At 64.2% G+C, this 17,118-nt stretch carries 13 protein-coding genes; 9 read left to right on the top strand and 4 right to left on the bottom strand.

Annotated elements, in window-relative coordinates; all coding sequences use genetic code 11:
- Positions 1-302: 302 nt before the first annotated feature.
- Positions 303-698 (top strand): acyl-CoA thioesterase, encoded by a 396-nt coding sequence (locus EN845_RS31080; RefSeq protein ID WP_127279779.1) that lies wholly within the window; start codon positions 303-305, stop codon positions 696-698.
- 504 nt (positions 699-1,202) lie between these two features.
- On the opposite strand, the gene EN845_RS31070 is transcribed toward EN845_RS31080, so the two are convergent.
- Positions 1,203-1,571, bottom strand: coding sequence for a helix-turn-helix domain-containing protein (locus EN845_RS31070; protein ID WP_127281183.1), 369 nt, complete (start codon positions 1,569-1,571; stop codon positions 1,203-1,205).
- A 90-nt stretch (positions 1,572-1,661) separates the two neighbouring features.
- Here EN845_RS31070 and EN845_RS31065 point away from each other — a divergent pair, with 90 nt between their 5' ends.
- The 4 genes from EN845_RS31065 (at position 1,662) to EN845_RS31050 (ending at position 5,690) form a co-directional block, all read left to right on the top strand.
- Positions 1,662-2,267 carry an NADPH-dependent FMN reductase gene (locus EN845_RS31065; RefSeq protein ID WP_127873489.1) on the top strand — a complete coding sequence of 202 codons (606 nt, stop codon included), beginning with the start codon at positions 1,662-1,664 and terminating at the stop codon, positions 2,265-2,267.
- A 198-nt stretch (positions 2,268-2,465) separates the two neighbouring features.
- Positions 2,466-3,020, top strand: coding sequence for a helix-turn-helix domain-containing protein (locus EN845_RS31060; RefSeq protein WP_127873488.1), 555 nt, complete (start codon positions 2,466-2,468; stop codon positions 3,018-3,020).
- Positions 3,017-4,120 carry an HlyD family secretion protein gene (locus EN845_RS31055; RefSeq protein ID WP_127873487.1) on the top strand — a complete coding sequence of 368 codons (1,104 nt, stop codon included), beginning with the start codon at positions 3,017-3,019 and terminating at the stop codon, positions 4,118-4,120. Before EN845_RS31060 ends, EN845_RS31055 begins: the two co-directional genes overlap by 4 nt.
- A 7-nt stretch (positions 4,121-4,127) precedes the next feature.
- Positions 4,128-5,690, top strand: coding sequence for a DHA2 family efflux MFS transporter permease subunit (locus EN845_RS31050; RefSeq protein WP_127873486.1), 1,563 nt, complete (start codon positions 4,128-4,130; stop codon positions 5,688-5,690).
- On the opposite strand, the gene EN845_RS31045 is transcribed toward EN845_RS31050, so the two are convergent.
- Complete coding sequence (locus tag EN845_RS31045; RefSeq protein WP_127873485.1) at positions 5,656-6,927, bottom strand: RNA polymerase sigma factor; 1,272 nt, start codon at positions 6,925-6,927, stop codon at positions 5,656-5,658. The genes EN845_RS31050 and EN845_RS31045 overlap by 35 nt on opposite strands.
- A complete protein-coding gene (locus EN845_RS31040; protein WP_127280567.1) occupies positions 6,924-7,328 on the bottom strand; it encodes a YciI family protein in 405 nt (134 codons plus the stop codon). Before EN845_RS31040 ends, EN845_RS31045 begins: the two co-directional genes overlap by 4 nt.
- Positions 7,329-7,504: 176 nt before the next feature.
- Here EN845_RS31040 and EN845_RS31035 point away from each other — a divergent pair, with 176 nt between their 5' ends.
- Positions 7,505-8,431 (top strand): DMT family transporter, encoded by a 927-nt coding sequence (locus tag EN845_RS31035; RefSeq protein WP_127280568.1) that lies wholly within the window; start codon positions 7,505-7,507, stop codon positions 8,429-8,431.
- A gap of 70 nt (positions 8,432-8,501) precedes the next feature.
- Here EN845_RS31035 and EN845_RS31030 read toward each other — a convergent pair whose 3' ends face one another.
- A complete protein-coding gene (locus EN845_RS31030; protein WP_135897782.1) occupies positions 8,502-12,815 on the bottom strand; it encodes an autotransporter outer membrane beta-barrel domain-containing protein in 4,314 nt (1,437 codons plus the stop codon).
- Positions 12,816-13,182: 367 nt separating this feature from the next.
- Between EN845_RS31030 and EN845_RS31025 the strand changes: the two genes are divergently transcribed.
- From EN845_RS31025 to EN845_RS31015, 3 genes are all read left to right on the top strand, one after another.
- On the top strand, positions 13,183-13,473 hold the full coding sequence (locus tag EN845_RS31025) for a hypothetical protein (RefSeq protein WP_127279450.1): 291 nt from the start codon (positions 13,183-13,185) through the stop codon (positions 13,471-13,473).
- A 392-nt stretch (positions 13,474-13,865) separates the two neighbouring features.
- On the top strand, positions 13,866-15,347 hold the full coding sequence (locus EN845_RS31020) for a family 16 glycosylhydrolase (RefSeq protein ID WP_127873483.1): 1,482 nt from the start codon (positions 13,866-13,868) through the stop codon (positions 15,345-15,347).
- A gap of 34 nt (positions 15,348-15,381) precedes the next feature.
- Positions 15,382-17,118 carry a type I secretion system permease/ATPase gene (locus tag EN845_RS31015; protein WP_127873482.1) on the top strand — a complete coding sequence of 579 codons (1,737 nt, stop codon included), beginning with the start codon at positions 15,382-15,384 and terminating at the stop codon, positions 17,116-17,118.

Genomic DNA, 17,118 nt, shown 5'->3' with positions numbered 1-17,118 from the left:
AAGCTCTCCCGCGGCTGTAACCTCAGGTGGTACGGGCGACTTCGCCAAGCCAAGGTCCGGGCGGCCGCCCGGACCTTGGCTCAATCGCTTCAATCCCACGAAATCTCTCTCGTGTAGATACAAGGTGGCGCTGCGAAGCAGCGACGGAGTGGGGGAAGCCCTCTCCAAAACCCACTATCACCGAAAATGGGCACCACCGGCGAGCCTGTGATCCCATGGAGGCGAGGAAGCGGGGGCTGCCTTGCGTTGACCTATTCCTGCCGTGGCGATACCGATGATCATTATATCGAGGGATTTCTCGCATGGTGCAGTACGCGGATGGACGGCCGATCGGAGACCTGACGCTGCGCACGCTGGCCATGCCTTCGGACGCCAATGCGGCCGGCGACATTTTTGGCGGCTGGGTGATGGCGCAGATGGACCTTGCCTGCGGCATTCGCGCCGCCGAGCGCGCCAGGGGCCGCGTGGTGACGGCGGCGGTCAAGGAGATGTCCTTCGCCAAGCCGATGAAGATCGGCGACACGCTGTGCATCTACACTCATGTCGAACGCGTCGGCCGCACCTCGATGACGCTCAAGGTCGAGGCCTGGGCGCAGCGCTATCTCTCCGACCTGATGGAAAAGGTCACCCACGCCGATTTCGTCATGGTGGCGCTCGACGGCGAGGGCAAGCCGAAAGCCGTTCCAGCCGAGAATTGATTCGATACCGCCACCGCGCGACATTTGTAACATCGCCCGAGCGGAGCGATGCGCTCAGCGACATCCTGCCGTTGCCTCCACGGCCAATTCTGCTGGCGTCGGAGGAAGACAATGCGTCAACACCTATTGAACGGCTGGCTTGCGGCGGCTCTCGCCGCCCTGGCCTGCCTGCTCGGCATAACTGCTTATGCCGAAGTCAAACAGGACCTCGGGCGCACCGCCTGTTTGCATGACACGACTGGTGTGAAGGAGCGGAGAGCGACGTGCGCGATCTGCAGCCCGATGCCTTGCGGGGCCATGGCGCCAAGAGCCTGATTGGCTGCCTTTGGAAGGCGGTCACCGTCGCGGGGCGCGAGCATGCGTGAGGCCGAGCCTCGAGCGCCACAGACAAACTCCCAGGTCTTTTTCAGCGGACCAAGGCGTCTATTTCAGGGAACCATGACTTCCCTGCAAACACGCAGCGTCGCTCGGTGCGAATTCCGGAGCCCTTGCCGTGCAAGGGTTTCAGGCTTGCATCTCGTCGAATCTGGCGCGCGCCGACTGAACGCGCTGGGTGTTCTTGCGCGCCCATTCGCCAAGCGCGCCGACCGGTACCAGCAACTCATGGCCGAGTTCGGTCAGCTCGTAATCGACGCGCGGCGGAATGGTCGGAAACACCTTGCGCGTGACGAAGCCGTCGCGCTCCAGGCCGCGCAAGGTGGTCGTCAGCATCTTCTGCGAGATGCCGCCGACGGCCGCGCGCAGCTCGTTGAAACGCAGCGGTCCGCCGCCCAGTTTGCCGACCACGAGCACGGTCCATTTGTCGCCGACGCGCTGCAGGATCTCCGACACGGCCCGGCAGTCCTCGGTGTTATGCGGGTGCCTCAGTAACAAAAACGTGCCTCCTTGCGCGCCTGTTTGTCAGTATCACATATAGCGCCGGTATCCAAACGATACCAAAAATTCCCGCAAGGAGAGCCCCTTATGTCCAAGCCCAAAATCGCCATTGTCATCGGTTCGACGCGCGCCGCCCGCTTCGCCGACGTGCCGACGCAGTGGATCGCCAAGATCGCCAAGGCACATGCCGATATCGATGTCGAAATTGTCGATCTGCGCGACTTTCCGCTGCCCTTCTTCGATGAGGTAGCGTCTTCGGCCTGGGCGCCGTCGCAGAACGAAGTCGCACAGCGCTGGCAGAAGAAGGTCGCCGGATTCGACGGCTTCATCTTCACCGCCGCCGAATATAATCACGGCCCGACGGCCGTGCTGAAGAACGCCATCGACTACGCCGCCAACGAGTGGAACAAGAAGCCGGCAGGCTTTGTCGGCTATGGCAGTGTCGGCGGCTCGCGCGCCGTCGAGCAGCTTCGTCTGCACGCCGTCGAATTGCAGATGGCGCCGGTCAAGTCCGCCGTCCATATCGCCTGGGGCGATTTCCTTGCCGTGCGCCAGGGCGAGAAGAAGCTCGAAGATCTCGAGCACCTGAACCAGGCCGCCACCGCGCTGGTCAACGACGTCGCCTGGTGGGCCAAGGTACTGAAAGCCGCTCGTGCCGCCGATGCCGTCGTTGGGGAAGCCCAGGCGGCCTGATCTCGTAGCAGATCATCATCCTCCCGAAGGGCGGCGCTTGCGCCGCCCTTTTTCATTGGGGTTCTTGCAAAGAAGTTGCGGCTGCGCCCGCAGTCAATTGCGTCTCTCGCGCCCACTCGCATGATCACGACCGAGTGACTTGCATAATGCAACTAACTTGGCTACAAGTCACTTTCATCTTGAAAGAGGCTGTCGATCATGGTTGCGAAAACAAGCTTCGAAACACGCCCGTGCCCGATCGCGCGCAGCCTCGACGATGTCGGCGAGTGGTGGAGCATCCTGCTTCTGCGGGACGCATTCCAGGGGCTGACGCGCTTCGACCAGTTTCAAAAGAGCCTGGCGATCGCGCCCAACATCCTGACGCGGCGGCTGAACAGCCTGGTCGAGCGCGGGCTGTTCGAAAAGCGCGTCTATTGCGAACGGCCGCTTCGTCACGAATATGTGCTGACCGCCAAGGCGCGCGATTTCCGCCCGGTCCTGCTTTCCTTGCTCGCCTGGGGAAACAAGCATCTGGCGCCCGAGGGCCCGAGCCTGGTGGTCGTGGACAAGACTGATGGTCGCTGGGCCGAGCCGGTTCTGGTGGATCGCCAGAGCGGCAGGCAGCTCGACAGCGATGATTTCACCATGGCCACGGGGCCGATGGCCACCGACCGCATGCGCCAGCGATATCGCTTCACCAGCAACGGCTCCGGCCTGCCGCTTGTCGACAACGCGCTGGTTGATCAAAGCCGTGAAGAGGCGCGGAGCAAATGAACAAGGTTCTCTCCGCTGCCGAGTTGCAGCCAGTGCAGCCCTCGACCGTTGAAATTCCCGCGCCGGCAAGGAAGCGCCGCAAGCCGTTGCTGGTATTGGGCGCCCTGGTCGCTGTCAGCGTCGCCGGATGGTATGGCCTCCAATGGTGGCAGGCAGGCCGTTTCCTCGTCTCGACCGACGATGCCTATGTCGGCGGCAACGTCACGCCGCTGGCGCCACGCGTTGCCGGGCACATCGACGAGATCCTCGTCGAGGACAACCAGCATGTCACGGCGGGCCAGCTCGTCATCCGCATCGACGACCGGCCGTTCATGGCGGCGTTGGACCGTGCGCGGGCCGCCGTCCAGCAGCAGCAATCGGCCCTCGATAATCTTCGCGCCCAGGTCTCGCTGCAGAATTCGCTGATCGAGCAGGCGCAAGCCGATCTCGAGGCCAAGAACGTGGCGGCCGTCTTCACCGCCCAGGACGCCAAACGCTATGAGGCGCTGGCCAGCACCAAAGCCGGCACGCAGCAGGACGCGCAGAGAAGCCTTGCCGCCGATGGCCAGGCCAGGGCGTCGGTGACCGCCTCCCGCGCCGGGCTCGCGGCCGCCACGCAACGGCTCGATGTGCTCAACACCCAGATCTCGGAAGCGACCGCCGCGCTCGCGGCCGCCAGGGCCGATGTCGATACAGCGCAGCTCGATCTCGGCTTTACCGAGGTCCGCTCGCCCATCGACGGTATCGTCGGCAACAGGCTGGCGCAGGTCGGCACCTATGTGTCGCCGGGCAGTTATCTCCTGACCATCGTTCCGGCTTCAGGCCTGTGGGTCGATGCCAATTTCAAGGAAGACCAGTTGCGCGACATGACCGACGGGCAGGCGGCGACGGTCTATACCGACATCGCGCCGGACGCGCCGCTCAAGGGTCATGTCACCAGCCTTGGGCCGGCGACGGGAGCGATCTTCAGCGTGATCCCGCCACAGAACGCGACCGGCAATTTCACCAAGATCGTCCAGCGCGTGCCCGTTCGCATCGCCATCGACCAGGACCAGGCGCAAAAGGTCGCGTTGCGGCCAGGCTTGTCGACCACGGTCATGGTCGATACTGGCGCGCACTGAGGACGCCATGTCTGAGCGCGCCGTCCCGCAATCCTTCATCGCCAGCATTCTGCCATTCATGGTGATGTGCGTCGGGATGTTCATCGCGCTTCTCGACATCCAGATCGTGGCGTCGTCGCTGCAGGACATCGGCGGCGGCCTGTCGGCCGCGCAGGACCAGATCGGTTGGGTGCAGACATCCTATCTGGTGGCGGAAATTATCGTCATCCCGCTGTCGGGCTGGCTCACGCGGGTGTTCTCGACACGCTGGCTGTTCACCATTTCGGCGGCCGGTTTCACGCTCGCCAGCATGCTGTGCGGCTTCGCCTGGAGCATCGAAAGCATGATCGTGTTCCGCGCGCTGCAGGGGCTGCTCGGCGCGTCGATGATCCCGACGGTGTTCACCTCGTCGTTCCATTATTTCCAGGGGCCAAGGCGGGTCTATGCCGCAGCGGTGGTCGGCAGCATCGCCTCGATTGCGCCGACGCTCGGGCCTGTCATCGGCGGCTGGATCACCGACACGCTGAACTGGCACTGGCTGTTCTATGTCAACGTCATTCCGGGCACCATCATCACCATCCTCGTTGCGCTGCTGGTCAAGATCGACAAGGCCGATCCGTCGCTGCTCAGGGGGGCCGACTATATCGGGATGGTGCTGATGGCGGTCAGCCTGGGCACGGCGGAATACGTCCTTGAGGAAGGCTCGCGCTGGAACTGGTTCGACGATGCCACGATCCGCAATGGCGCCATCGTCGCCGGGATCACCATGGTTCTGTTCGTCATCCGCAGCCTGACCTTTACGCAGCCGGTGGTCGATTTCCGTGCCTTCGGCAACCGCAATTTCGCCATCGGCTGTTTTCTCTCCTTCGTCACCGGTATCGGCATCTTCGCCACGATCTATCTGACGCCGCTGTTCCTCGGCTATGTCAGGGGCTACGACGCCTTGCAGACCGGGCTCGCTGTGTTCTCCACCGGCGTCGCCTCGATGGTCGGCGTTCCCGTCTACATCTTCCTCGCCAAGCGCTTCGACACGCGCTGGCTGATGATGTTCGGGCTGGCCTCCTTCGGCGCCTCGATGTGGAGTTTCAGCGCCATCACCAGCCAGTGGGGTGCGGCCGAGCTGCTCATTCCGCAACTGTTTCGCGGTTTCCCGCAGGTGTTCGCCGTCGCGCCGAGCGTCAATCTCGGCCTTGGCAGCCTGCCGCCCGAACGGCTGAAATATGCCAGCGGCCTGTTCAACACGATGCGCAATCTCGGCGGCGCGGTCGGCATCGCCATTTGCGGCGCGATCCTCAACGACCGCACCAATTTCCATTTCCTGACGATCGCTTCGCATCTGACGCCGCAGAACGAAGCCGCGATGCGTCTGGTCGACAACGTCGCGCTGCGTTACGGGCAGTTGCCCGGTGCCGTCGCCGACGGTCACACCGCTTCGCTGAAGCAGCTATGGGCGCTCGCCTATCGCGAGGCATCCACCATGGCCTACGCCGACGCCTTCCTGGCGATCATGGCCGCCTTCGTCATCGCGACGGCGCTGGTTCCGTTCCTGCGCAATGTCACGCCGAAGGCGCCGCCGCCGGACGCTCATTGAGGGTGGCACGGGCCAGCAACAGCGCGCGCTCTCTGTCATTGCCGGTCAATTGGGCGGCGTGGCGGAACGCGGCGCTGGCTTCCGCCCGATGGCCGAGCTTCTCCAGGAAATCGCCGCGCACCGTGGGCAGGAGATGCGAGTCCTTCAGGCGCGGCTCGTCCTTCAGCGCCTCGACGATGGCGAGGCCTTGCGCCGGACCGAACGCCATGCCGACGGCCACGGCCCGGTTGATCTCGACGATGGGCGAGGGGGCCGCCAAGGCAAGCGCCTGGTAATAGGCCGATATCGCGATCCAGTCGGTGTCGGCGGCGGTGACCGCGCGGGCGTGGCAGGCCGCGATCATCGCCTGCAGCAGATAGGGGCCGGGCGCCGAGGTCAGGACCATGGCGCGATTCAGGCCGTCGAGGCCGCTCCGGATGAGCGACCAGTCCCAGCGGCCGCGGTCCTGGTCGAGCAGCAGGATCGGATCGCCCGCTTTGCCGGTGCGGGCCGCGAAGCGGGAGGCGTTGAGCTCCATCAGCGACACCAGCCCCCGCACCTCGGGCTCGTCGGGCATCAGCGCCGCCAGCGAGCGGCCGAGGCGCAGCGCCTCGGCGCAGAGATCGGCGCGCAGCCAGTCCGGTCCGGCGGTCGCCACATAGCCCTCGTTGAAGATGAGATAGACCACCTCCAGCACTGCGGCGAGGCGCTCGCGGCGCTCTTCCGCGCGCGGCGTCTCGAACGGGATGGCGGCATCGCGAAGGGTTCGCTTGGCGCGCACGATGCGCTGGGCAGCGGTGGCTTCGGGCACCAGGAAGGCGCGGGCGATCTCCGGCGTCGACAGCCCGCCAAGGAGTCGCAGCGCCAGCGCGGCGCGCTGCTCGGCGGGCAGGACGGGATGGCAAGCGGTGAATATCAGCCGCAAGAGGTCGTCGTCGATATCCTCGTCGAGCGCCGTCTCGATGTCGGGCATCTCGCGCTCCAGCTCGGCGAGGTCGATGGCGAGCGTGCGATGCTTGCCGTCGATCATGGTGGTGCGGCGCAGCCGGTCGAGCGCCCGGTTCCTGGCGACCTGCGTCAACCAGGCGGCCGGATTGCGCGGGATGCCGTCGCGAGGCCAGCGCTCCAGCGCCAGCACGAAGGCGTCCTGCGCGATTTCCTCGGCCAGCCCGACATCCCTGAGGGTGCGTGCCAATCTGGCGGTGAGCTTCGGCTGCTCGATCCGCCAGACGGCCTCGATGGTTCTGTTGGCGATCAATCCTTGATCCTGCCGAGACGATCCGCCACCTTCTGGACGTCCTCGGGAAATTCGCTCATTTCAAAGACCTGGCGGATTTCGATCACGTCATTTTCTCCAGCGGGGCAGCGGCGGGCCCATTCGATGGCCTCGTCGCGTGAGCGCACGTCGATCACCCAATAGCCGCCCAGCACTTCCTTGACCTCGGCGAAGGGGCCGTCGACGACCAGAGGCTTGCCACCCTTGTAGCTGACCCGCGCCCCGGCGGACGGCGGATGCAGGCCGTCGAGCGTCAGAAGCACGCCGGCTTTCTTCAGCTCGTGATTGTACTTCATCATCCCTTCCACCGCCTCGGCGCTGGGCATGACATCGGGCGCCGCCTCCGCGTAGCCGCCGGGGATCATCAGCATCATGAACCGCATGGTCTTCTCCTTGGTTGGGTTGGTTCAATCATATGACGAACGGGCCATGGTGAAATCGACAGGCGCGGGAGAAACTTCGAATCCCGGATCTCGAACGCGTGTTGGACCGCCATATCGGCGAGGCTGCCATCTGGCCCCGCCGGTCCGCCCTGATATATCCGGCTGCGATCCATCACATGAGGGGCCTCGTGAAGTCATCTAGCCTGGCAGGCGCCGTTTCTCCCATGGTCCCGGTGCTTGTCTGCGCTCTAGGCATCTTCCTGCTGTCGGGGATGGACGCGGCCATGAAGGTCCTGGTCATCGCGGTAGGCGTCTACAACACGGTGCTGTGGCGCAGCATGCTGGCAACCGTGGTTGCGGGCACAGGCTGGTCGATGGGGCCACGCAGGCTGCCCGCGCTTCCCGTGCTCAGGCTGCATGCGCTGCGTGCCGCGGTCGTCGGCTTTGTCTTGCTCTCCTTCTTCTGGGGGCTCGCCCGCCTGCCACTGGCGGAGGCGATCGGGCTCAGTTTCGTCGCGCCGCTGTTTGCCTTGCTGCTTGCCGCCTTGCTGCTCGGCGAGCGCATACAGCGGCAGGCGATCTGGGCCTCGCTGGCCGGCATAGCGGGCGTCGCGATCATCGTGAGCGGCCAGTTCGGGCAGGCGAACCATGCCAGGGATGCCTTGCTCGGCACGGCGGCGGTGCTGGTATCGACGGTGTTCTACGCCTACAATCTGATCCTTGCGCGGCAGCAGGCGCTGGTGGCCAAGCCGATCGAGATCATGCTGTTCCAGAACCTGTGCGTGGCGGTCATGCTCGGTCTCGCGGCGCCCTGGCTCGCCATTGCCCTGCCGGGCGAGCTCTGGCTTCCGCTCGCCGGGGTGACGGCGCTGTCGCTCGCCGGCCAGTTCCTGATGAGCTGGGCCTACGCGCGTGCCGAAGCGCAATATCTGATCCCGACGGAGTACTCGGCCTTCATCTGGGCGATCGCGCTTGGCTGGTTCTTCTTCGACGAGGCGGTGACCTGGACCACGCTGGCGGGAGCGGGCCTCATCGTGGCCAGTTGCCTGATCGCGGCGCGTTCCAATCCAAGGCTTGCCGAGCCGATCGAAGCCGCGGTCTGAGGGCAGGTTTGCCGCCGGGCTCACACCAGGCGCGCTGCCCGTCTCCCGGGGAAAGCGCGCCTGGCTCGACTTACCACTTGACCTTGAAGCCGACCGTGCCGCCGATGGAGCGGCTGTCGCCGAAGTCTTCCAGGCTGGTGCGTGCCAAGACCTCGCCATTGACGGAATAACGGTCATCGGCCCAGCTCAGCGAGCCGCCGAGACCGAGCCCGCCCGACAGCTGCCGCGACTTGCTGCTGAACACGGTGCCCGAGACATCGACATCGGAGCCGTCGAGGAAGTCGTAATAAAGATTGCCGATGCCGTAGACATGCGAGCGGCTCGTTTTGCCCGTCTTGTCCTTCCATCGGCTTTCATAGTCCGCCGACAGGCCGAGCCTGCCGATCAGGCTGTCGCTGCCGCCATTGGCGACGACGGCGCCGTAGGGGTCGGTAAAGCTGTCGAAATCGACCGAGGAATAGCTGAGCTGCGCCTGCGGCGTCAGCGACCAGTTGCCCTGGAGACCGATCTTCTGCCCGGCTTCGATACCGAGGCCATAGCCGAAGCCGTTATTACCCTTGACCAGCCTTTTGCCGAGCGTGGCGGAGGACAGGTCGCTGTCGAACCAGGTCAGTTCGGCCTGCGCGTCGACATAGAAGCCGCTGTTGCCGTACCAAGTCAGCGTGCCGCCGAAGCCGTAGCCTGTCGTGTCGATCGAGCCGAGGCCGAAAGCCGAGGAGATATCCGACTTCACCGTACCGTAATGAACGGTCACGCCACCGATCAGGACGCCGGAGGCCATTTGCGCGAGCTGGCCGTCGAGGCCCGCCTGCACTCTCCACAGATCCGCGTCGTAGTCGGTGCCGGTCGTGGACGTGCCGGGGTCGAACTTTTTGTGGGCGGCTTCGATGCGGCCCCAGATCGGACTGCCACCCTCGACGCGGTCGTCCGCATCGGGTTGCGCCGCTCCGGTCCATGAGCGGTTGCCTGCGCGCTGCTGCAGCGTTCCGAGCTGGTTGAAACTCTGCAGCACGCCGGCATAGGCCTCGTAGACCGGCACGCTGGGAGCGTAGAGCGGCGACGTCGGGCCGCCGGGATCGACGGGATTGATCAGCGCGGAGCGCAGGTACCAGTCGCCGTCGGCCGGCGTGGAAATGCCGTTCTGATACATGCGGTAGGCATAGGCGCCGGCCACCACGGCCTGGTCGCCCTGGAAGACGTAATCGCCCAAAAGGTTGAAGGTACCGGCCGACGTGCCGCCGACATCGATGATCTTGATGCCGTCGACGGTCTGCGCGCCACCACCGCCGAGGCCAATCACCTTGACGTTGGCGGTGCCCGAGGTGTTGCCGGTGATGACGAGCTTGTCGGTGGAAGAGGCGTCGCCATCGAGAATAGCCTCGATCTCGACCGTGCCGCCCGCGCCGACGAAATTGCCCTGGATGGTCAGCAGGCCGATGGAATTGCCGGGCGCGATGACGCCGCCGGCCTGGAGTGTCGTCGATCCCACGGTGCCGTTACCGCCAAGCGCTCCGCCCCCGAGAATGGTGACGGCCGAGTTGGCAAGGGAGCCATTGACCGAGAGCTTGCCGGCCTCGATCGTGGTCGCGCCGTTCAGCGTATTGATGCCGGTGAGATCGAGATTGCCGGCGCCCCGCTTGGTGAGCGTGCCGCTGCCTTCGATGATGGAGGCAAAGGTGGCGTTCGCCGGCTGGTCGAAGACGAGCGCGGCGTCGTTCAGGATGTTGCCGGTGCCGAAGCTCGTTGCCTGGCCGATCAGCGTGCCGGCGGAGATCGTCGTGCCGCCGCCGTAGCTGTTCGTACCGGCGAGCGTCGTGCTGCCGGCGCCCTGCTGCACAACTGAGCCGCTGCCGGATATCGCGCCGGCGAGGGTCACGCCGTTGGAGCGGTCGATGATGAGGGTGCCGTTGTTGGTCACGTTGCCTGCTATCGAGCCTGACGTGCCGCCATTGCCAAGCTGCAGCGTGCCGGCCGCGATCGTCGTCACGCCGGCATAGGTGTTGTCGGCGGTCAGGATCGTGGTGCCGGTGCCGATCTGGCTCACCGCGCCGCTGCCGGAGATGACGCCGGCAAAGGTCACTGCATCGGAACGATCGAAGGCAAGCGTCCCGTTGTCGATGACATTACCTGCTATCGAGCCTGACGTGCCGCCATTGCCGAGCTGCAGCGTGCCGGCCGAGATCGTCGTGACGCCGGCATAGGTGTTGTCGGCGGTCAGGATCGTGGTGCCGGACCCCAACTGGTTCACCGCTCCGCTGCCGGAAATGGTGCCGGCAAAGGTATAGCTATCCGTGCGGTAGAAGGCGAGCGTGCCGTTGTTGGTGACGTCGCCTGTTATCGAACCGGATGTGCCGCGATTGCCGAGTTGCAAGGTGCCGGCCGAGATCGTCGTGCCGCCGTTGTACGTGTTGTCGCCGGTCAGGGCGGTGGTGCTCGAACCCTGTTGGATCACGCCGCCGCTGCCCGAGATGACGCCGGCAAGAACCAAGCCGTTGGAGCGGTCGAAGACGAGGGTGCCGTTGTTGGTGATGTTGCCAGTTATCGAACCCGACAGGCCGCCATTGCCGAGCTGCAGCGTGCCGGCGGAGATCGTCGTGCCGCCGGTGTAGTTGCTGTCGGCCGTCAGGATCGTTGTGCCCGAACCCTGCTGGATCGCTGCGCCGTTGCCTGAAATCGTGCCGGCAAAGGTATAGGTGTCCGAGCGGTCGAAGGCCAAGGTTCCATTGTTGGCGACGTTGCCGGTGATTGAACCTGATGTGCCGCCATTGCCGAGCTGCAGCGTGCCGGCCGAGATCGTCGTGCCGCCGCCGTAGTTGCTGTCGCCGGTCAGGATCAGCGTGCCGGCGCCAAGCTTGGTCAGCGCGCCGCTGCCGGTGACCGCCTGGCTGGCGGTGAAAGCGTTACCGGCGTCGGCGATGTCGAAGCTGCCGCCCAGCAACCCCAAGGTGATGGTGCGGTCGGTGCCGGTGAAGGCGGTTCCGGTCACCTGCAGCACGCCGCCATTGAAGGTCAGGCCGCCGGAAGCATCGCCGAGATTGTTGTCGGCGGAGACCGAGAGCGTGCCGGCGGAGATCGTGGTTCCACCGCTATAGGTGTTGGCACCGGTGAGCACCGTCGTGCCGGTGCCGATCTGGCTCACCGCGCCGCTGCCGGAGATGACGCCGGCATAGGTGTAGGTGTCGGAGCGGTCGAAGGCCAGCGTGCCGTTGTTGGTGACATTGCCAAGAATGCTGCCGGTCGTACCGCCATTGCCGATCTGAAGCGTTCCCTGCGAGATCGTCCAGGCTTGCGTGGCGGTGTTGTCTGCGGTCAGCGCCCAGGTGCCGGCGCCGGTCTTTTCGAGTACGTCGAAGTTCCGGTACTGGCCGGTATCGCCGATCATGCCGTCGAGGACCGCGGAGTTGTCGCCGCCGAGGGTGAGGACGTCATTGGCTCCACTTCCGCCCACGACATTGCCGACGATCACCGAACCGGCCTGAAGTTCAAGCTTAAGGCTCCCTGTCGAGCCTGCGATAAGAGAAATGGCATTGGCGCCCGCGCCGCCGCTAACGGTGCCGCTGTTGACGATGCTGAGCGACCCCGCGACGCTGTTGGTCATGATTGCGGCCGCCCCGGTGCCGCCCTGGATTTTGCCGGTGTTGATAATCGTCCCGACATTACTGGTGCGCACCACTACGCCGATGCCACCGCTGGTCGTACCCTCGCCACCCAGGATGGTACCGTTGTTGGTGAGCTTTGTCTGCGCGCCGGCGGGACTCCCAATCGCAACGCCGATGCCTCCCGGTCCTTGGCTACCGCTACCTCCCTGAATGGTGCCGCCCGCGTTGTTTATCAACTGGCCACCGGAGCTCACTTGCACACCTGGACCGCCAGCCGTGGTGCCGTTGCCGCCTACGATGCTGCCGCTGTTGGCAAGCGTCGAATTGTTCATGACGCTCGCGCCAATTTGTCCGGTGGTGCCCGGAGTGCTGAATGAGGCGCCTTCAACCGATACCTCATTGGTGACGTTAGCCCCATTATTAACCACAAGCCCGGCCACGTTACTCAGTCCGACAACATTGCCGGTTCCGGTCACGATCACCGCTTGTCCACCGCTGAATTGAGGAGCCGTCAGCGTGTATCCATTCGTGTCGATCGTCAGCGGGCTGGTCGAAGTCAGGACGTTGATGCTGGTCGTGATGTCGGACCTCAGGACGATAACGGGCGTTGGGTCACCCGTCGAAGTGATCGTGGCCAGGGCATTGTTGAGTTCGCCCAGGCTGGCGACGTCGTATTGCGCCGCCGATGCCATCCCTGGAAACAGGCAGGCGACCGCCGCGCCGTTCACACCCGCAAGGAGCGTGCCGTCCCAAATGCGCCGAAGCGCGCCGCCGTTCGCCTTCATCAGTCTGCCCCGCTCGAAACTCTGCTGCCTGCCATGCCGAATGTCGCGGTTCGGGTGGCTCGCGCCGAACCAAACCGGCAATAGGTTAACTCCGGGTTTGATTCCTGTCTCGCAGTTGATGCGTTCGTTACTGATTTTTTTCTGCCGTTACTTCAACGCAACATTAGATTTTCTGCATATAATCAGTATATATAAGTAATTCCTTGTGTGGATGGCGGCGAAACTGCCGGGCGCAACGGGCGCGGCATGGTTTCCAGGACCGGCGGTGGACCGCTCCCGGCAGTGCTCAGCCTGAAATTTGCAAATCCCTCATTTGCGTTTGAAGCCATCAAGCCAGCGTCCTATGCTTATGCCGCGAGGCGATGACATGAAGGCGCATGAAGCGTTGATAGCTTGGAGCGGATGGGACGATCAGTCCCCGACGCGTGGCCACGTCGCCGTCGGCCTCATCGTCGGCGAGGGCCAGGTCGACTGGTCGGCGGGATATGCCAGCACGGGCGGCGCGGCCTTCGAGGCACGCCGCCAGATTCGCGGCGCGCAAAGCATCATCGGCATCTTCAGGGATTTCCATTATCTGGTCGTCGATGAGCGCCTGGATCCCGAGAGGGTCCACAAGGCGTTTCTCGTCATCGACGAGTATGCCGAGATAGTCGGGTAATCAAAAAGCGTGGTTCGCCATCGATGCGGCGGTCGCCGAGATCGGCGACGTGGAAGCGCCAGCCTTGCTCGACCTCGTTCCCGGAGCGGCAATTGTATGGGCTCGCCAAAAAGCAGAGCTTCATCCGCGGACCTGAATCAGGCGGGCCGCAAGTAGACTTCTGCACATCATGAAATTTTTATTAAATATTTCGCCCGCGTGATTACGGTCCATAGACTTTATGTTGGTCTGTTGTGCTGTCCGCTCAGAAAATGTCACCGAATGGTCGATGCTATGACAGACTATGTGGCAAATTCCTGGAACGATATCGTGCAAGGCAACGTTGGTCCGGATGCGGCCTGCGGGAATCGAACGATGCGAACTGGCCAGGCATCACGAGAAGGGTTTATCCGATGAGCTTCTTCGTCAACGCCGTGGGCGTTCCTCTTCCCTATAGCGGCGCTTCCAACCATTGGTACTCGGCGGCGGGATCCGGGCCGGACTTGTACGGCAGCACCGGAAATGACTCCTTCTATGGCGCAGGCAATGTCAACGTCACCATGCATGGTGGCACGGGTGACGACATCTATTACCTCTATGGGGCCGGCAACAAGGTGGCGGAGGCGGCTGGCGCAGGCATCGACACGATCAGCACATGGATGAGCTACAAGCTCCCCGACAATGTCGAGAACCTCATCGTCACACACGCCAACAACTATGCCTTCGGAAATGGGTTGGACAACATCATCACCGCCACGGTCGGACACCAGACCCTGGACGGCGGCGCGGGAAACGATGTGCTGATCGACGGCGGCGGCGGTTACGACACGTTCATCGTCTCGAAGGGCAATGGAAGCGACCTGATCGCGAATTTTGCCGCCACCGACACGGTCCGCCTCAATGGCTATGGGTTCACGTCGTTCGACGTCATCCATTCCAACATGATCCAGGCGGGATCGAACGTGCTGTTGAATTTGGGATCCGGTGAGATTCTCGAGTTCAAGGACACGACCATCGACAAGATGCAGCCCGGCCAGTTCGAACTGCCGATCGACATGTCGGCAATGAAGCTGTCGTTCAGCGACGAGTTCAACTCGCTCAATCTTCACAACGACCAGGGCGGCACATGGGATACCAATTTCTCGTGGGGAGCGCCCAACGGCAGCACGTTGACCAACAATGGCGAGTTGCAATGGTACATCGACGCCAATTACGCGCCGACGAGCTCCGTCCACCCGTTCAGCGTGAACAACGGCGTGCTGACCATCACCGCCGCGCAGGCGCCGGCCGACATCAAGCCGCTGATCAACAACTACGAATACACGTCAGGCATCATCACCACGCATGACACCTTCTCCCAAACCTACGGCTATTTCGAAATGCGGGCCGACCTGCCCGAGAACGCCGGCGCCTGGCCAGCCTTCTGGCTGCTGCCGGAAGACGGTTCGTGGCCGCCGGAGCTGGATGTCGTGGAAACGCGCGGGCAGGACCCGAACTCGTTGATCATGACGGCGCACTCGAATGAAACGGGAACGCACACCAAGGTCTCGTCGACGGTGAATACCATGGATACCGCCGGCTTCCACACCTATGGCCTGCTCTGGACACCGGACAAGCTCGTCTGGACCTATGACGGTGTGCAGGTTGCGGAAGCGGCGACGCCGTCCGACATGAACAAGCCCATGTACATGCTGGCCGATCTCGCGGTCGGCGGCTTTGCCGGCGCGCCTCCCGATCATCTGGCGACGCCTGCAGAGATGAAGATCGACTACATCCGCGCCTATACGCTGGACAATGCGCCGGCGAGCGCCCTGCACCTCACCAGCAGCACCGCCACGCACAGCATCGCCAGCAGCACGCTGCACGGCGGTTCCGAATTCGGGGGCCACGTGTAAGGTCCCGGGTCATGCAGCGGCGGGAAATGCGCAAATGACCGGACCGTCCGGCCTGCGCCCAGTGTTCATACGTGCCATCGCCGATGTCGGCGTCTTCTCGCTGTTGATCAACATCCTGCTGCTGGTGATTCCACTCTACCTGCTGCAGGTTTATGACCGCGTGCTGCCGTCCTCCAGCGTCGAGACGCTTGTCTATCTTTCGGGCATCGCGGTTCTCGCGCTCGCCTTCCTCGGGCTGCTGGACGCGATCCGGGCGGTTTACACGCAGCGCGTCGCGGCGACCGTCGACCGCAAGCTGGGTGCCAGCACCTTCGCCGTTTCGCTTGGCGCAAAATATGCCGGCGTTCTTTCGCCGCTGCGCGACCTCGCCTCGGTCTGCGCCTTCATCAGGTCGCGCGGCGTGGCGGTGCTGTTCGACCTGCCCTTTGCCCCTGTCTTCCTTGCGTTGCTCTATCTCATCCATCCGGTGCTGTTCTGGGTGACGGTCGCCGGCGCGGTGCTTCTGATTTTCCTGGTCGTGGCCAACCAGCTCGCCATCGGCCGCAACGACGCCTTGTCCACGGAGCGCTCGGCTCTGGCCAGCCAGGCGGAACAGGCCTTTGCCCGCAATGCCGAGACGCTGCGCGCCATGGGCATGGTGGAAAATGCCTCGCGGGTCTGGGGACGGCACGTAGCGGCGGCGCTCGCCTTCCATGACCGCTCCTCGAGCGCCAATGCAATCTTCAGCGGCGCCTCGCGGGCGTTGCGCATGATGCTGCAACTGGCGATCCTCGGCGCCGGCGCATGGCTGGTGCTTCAAGGGCAGATGACGGCCGGCATGATCTTCGCCTCGTCGCTGGTCTCGTCGCGCGCGCTGCAGCCGCTCGACCAGCTGATCGGCGCCTGGCGGCAGATCGCCGACGCCCGGCGCGCGTGGACGCGGCTGGAGAAGGCGCTTGCGGCGCGTCCGGCCGAGCCGCGAAAACTGATCCTGCCCGATCCGGCAGGCGCGATTTCCGCGCAGGATGTTTTCTTCATGGCGCCGAATGCCCGGCCCGGCACCGAGCCCATCCTCAAGCGGCTGAATTTCGCGATCGGCGCGGGCGAGGCGTTGGCCATCGTCGGCCCAAGCGGCGCCGGCAAATCGACGCTGGCGCGGCTGCTCGTGGGTGCCGCCTGGCCGACCGGCGGCTCAATCAGGATCGACGGCGCCGACCTCGGGACCTGGGACGAAAGCCAGCTCGGAAAGCATGTCGGCTACCTCGCGCAGGAGGTCGAGCTCTTTCCGGGATCGATCGCGCAGAACGTCGCCCGCTTCGACCCGGAGGCGCACGATGCCGCCATCGTGGACGCGGCAAGGCGCGCCCAGGTGCATGAGCTGATCCTGGCGCAGCGCGACGGCTACCAGACCATGATCGGCCCGTCGGACAGGGCGTTGTCGGGCGGCGAGCGCCAGCGGATCGGGTTGGCGCGCGCCTTCTACGGCAATCCGCGGCTCCTGGTGCTCGACGAGCCCAGTTCCCATCTCGATGGTAGCGGCGAGGCCGCGCTAGAGGCGGCGCTTTCGGCCGCGCGGACGGCGGGCGTCACGGTCATCGTGATCACCCATCAGCCTTCGATCGCGGCTGCTTGCGATCGCGTGATGCTTTTGCGCGGCGGCATGATCGAAGCCTTCGGCCCAAGCAGCGAGATGCTGCGGCGCTCGGTCATCGGCAAGGGCGTCCAGCAGTGCACGGTGGTGACCGGGTCGTTCGTCCCGACGATCCGCGCGGGTGGCAGTTTCGGATCGTGA

Source organism: Mesorhizobium sp. M8A.F.Ca.ET.202.01.1.1 (genome assembly GCF_004791595.1).
GTDB lineage: Bacteria > Pseudomonadota > Alphaproteobacteria > Rhizobiales > Rhizobiaceae > Mesorhizobium.
The sequence above is the reverse complement of the archived record's forward strand: the minus strand, read 5'-3'. Positions and strand labels throughout refer to the sequence as shown.

What these genes read in the sequence shown, in the direction of transcription:
- EN845_RS31080 (WP_127279779.1), top strand. Translation starts at nt 303, where the DNA reads ATGGTGCAGTACGCGGATGGACGGCCGATCGGAGACCTGACGCTGCGC.
- EN845_RS31030 (WP_135897782.1), bottom strand. Translation starts at nt 12,815, where the DNA reads ATGAAGGCGAACGGCGGCGCGCTTCGGCGCATTTGGGACGGCACGCTC.
- EN845_RS31055 (WP_127873487.1), top strand. Translation starts at nt 3,017, where the DNA reads ATGAACAAGGTTCTCTCCGCTGCCGAGTTGCAGCCAGTGCAGCCCTCG.
- EN845_RS31050 (WP_127873486.1), top strand. Translation starts at nt 4,128, where the DNA reads ATGTCTGAGCGCGCCGTCCCGCAATCCTTCATCGCCAGCATTCTGCCA.
- EN845_RS31040 (WP_127280567.1), bottom strand. Translation starts at nt 7,328, where the DNA reads ATGCGGTTCATGATGCTGATGATCCCCGGCGGCTACGCGGAGGCGGCG.
- EN845_RS31020 (WP_127873483.1), top strand. Translation starts at nt 13,866, where the DNA reads ATGAGCTTCTTCGTCAACGCCGTGGGCGTTCCTCTTCCCTATAGCGGC.
- EN845_RS31015 (WP_127873482.1), top strand. Translation starts at nt 15,382, where the DNA reads ATGACCGGACCGTCCGGCCTGCGCCCAGTGTTCATACGTGCCATCGCC.
- EN845_RS31065 (WP_127873489.1), top strand. Translation starts at nt 1,662, where the DNA reads ATGTCCAAGCCCAAAATCGCCATTGTCATCGGTTCGACGCGCGCCGCC.
- EN845_RS31025 (WP_127279450.1), top strand. Translation starts at nt 13,183, where the DNA reads ATGAAGGCGCATGAAGCGTTGATAGCTTGGAGCGGATGGGACGATCAG.
- EN845_RS31060 (WP_127873488.1), top strand. Translation starts at nt 2,466, where the DNA reads ATGGTTGCGAAAACAAGCTTCGAAACACGCCCGTGCCCGATCGCGCGC.
- EN845_RS31035 (WP_127280568.1), top strand. Translation starts at nt 7,505, where the DNA reads ATGAGGGGCCTCGTGAAGTCATCTAGCCTGGCAGGCGCCGTTTCTCCC.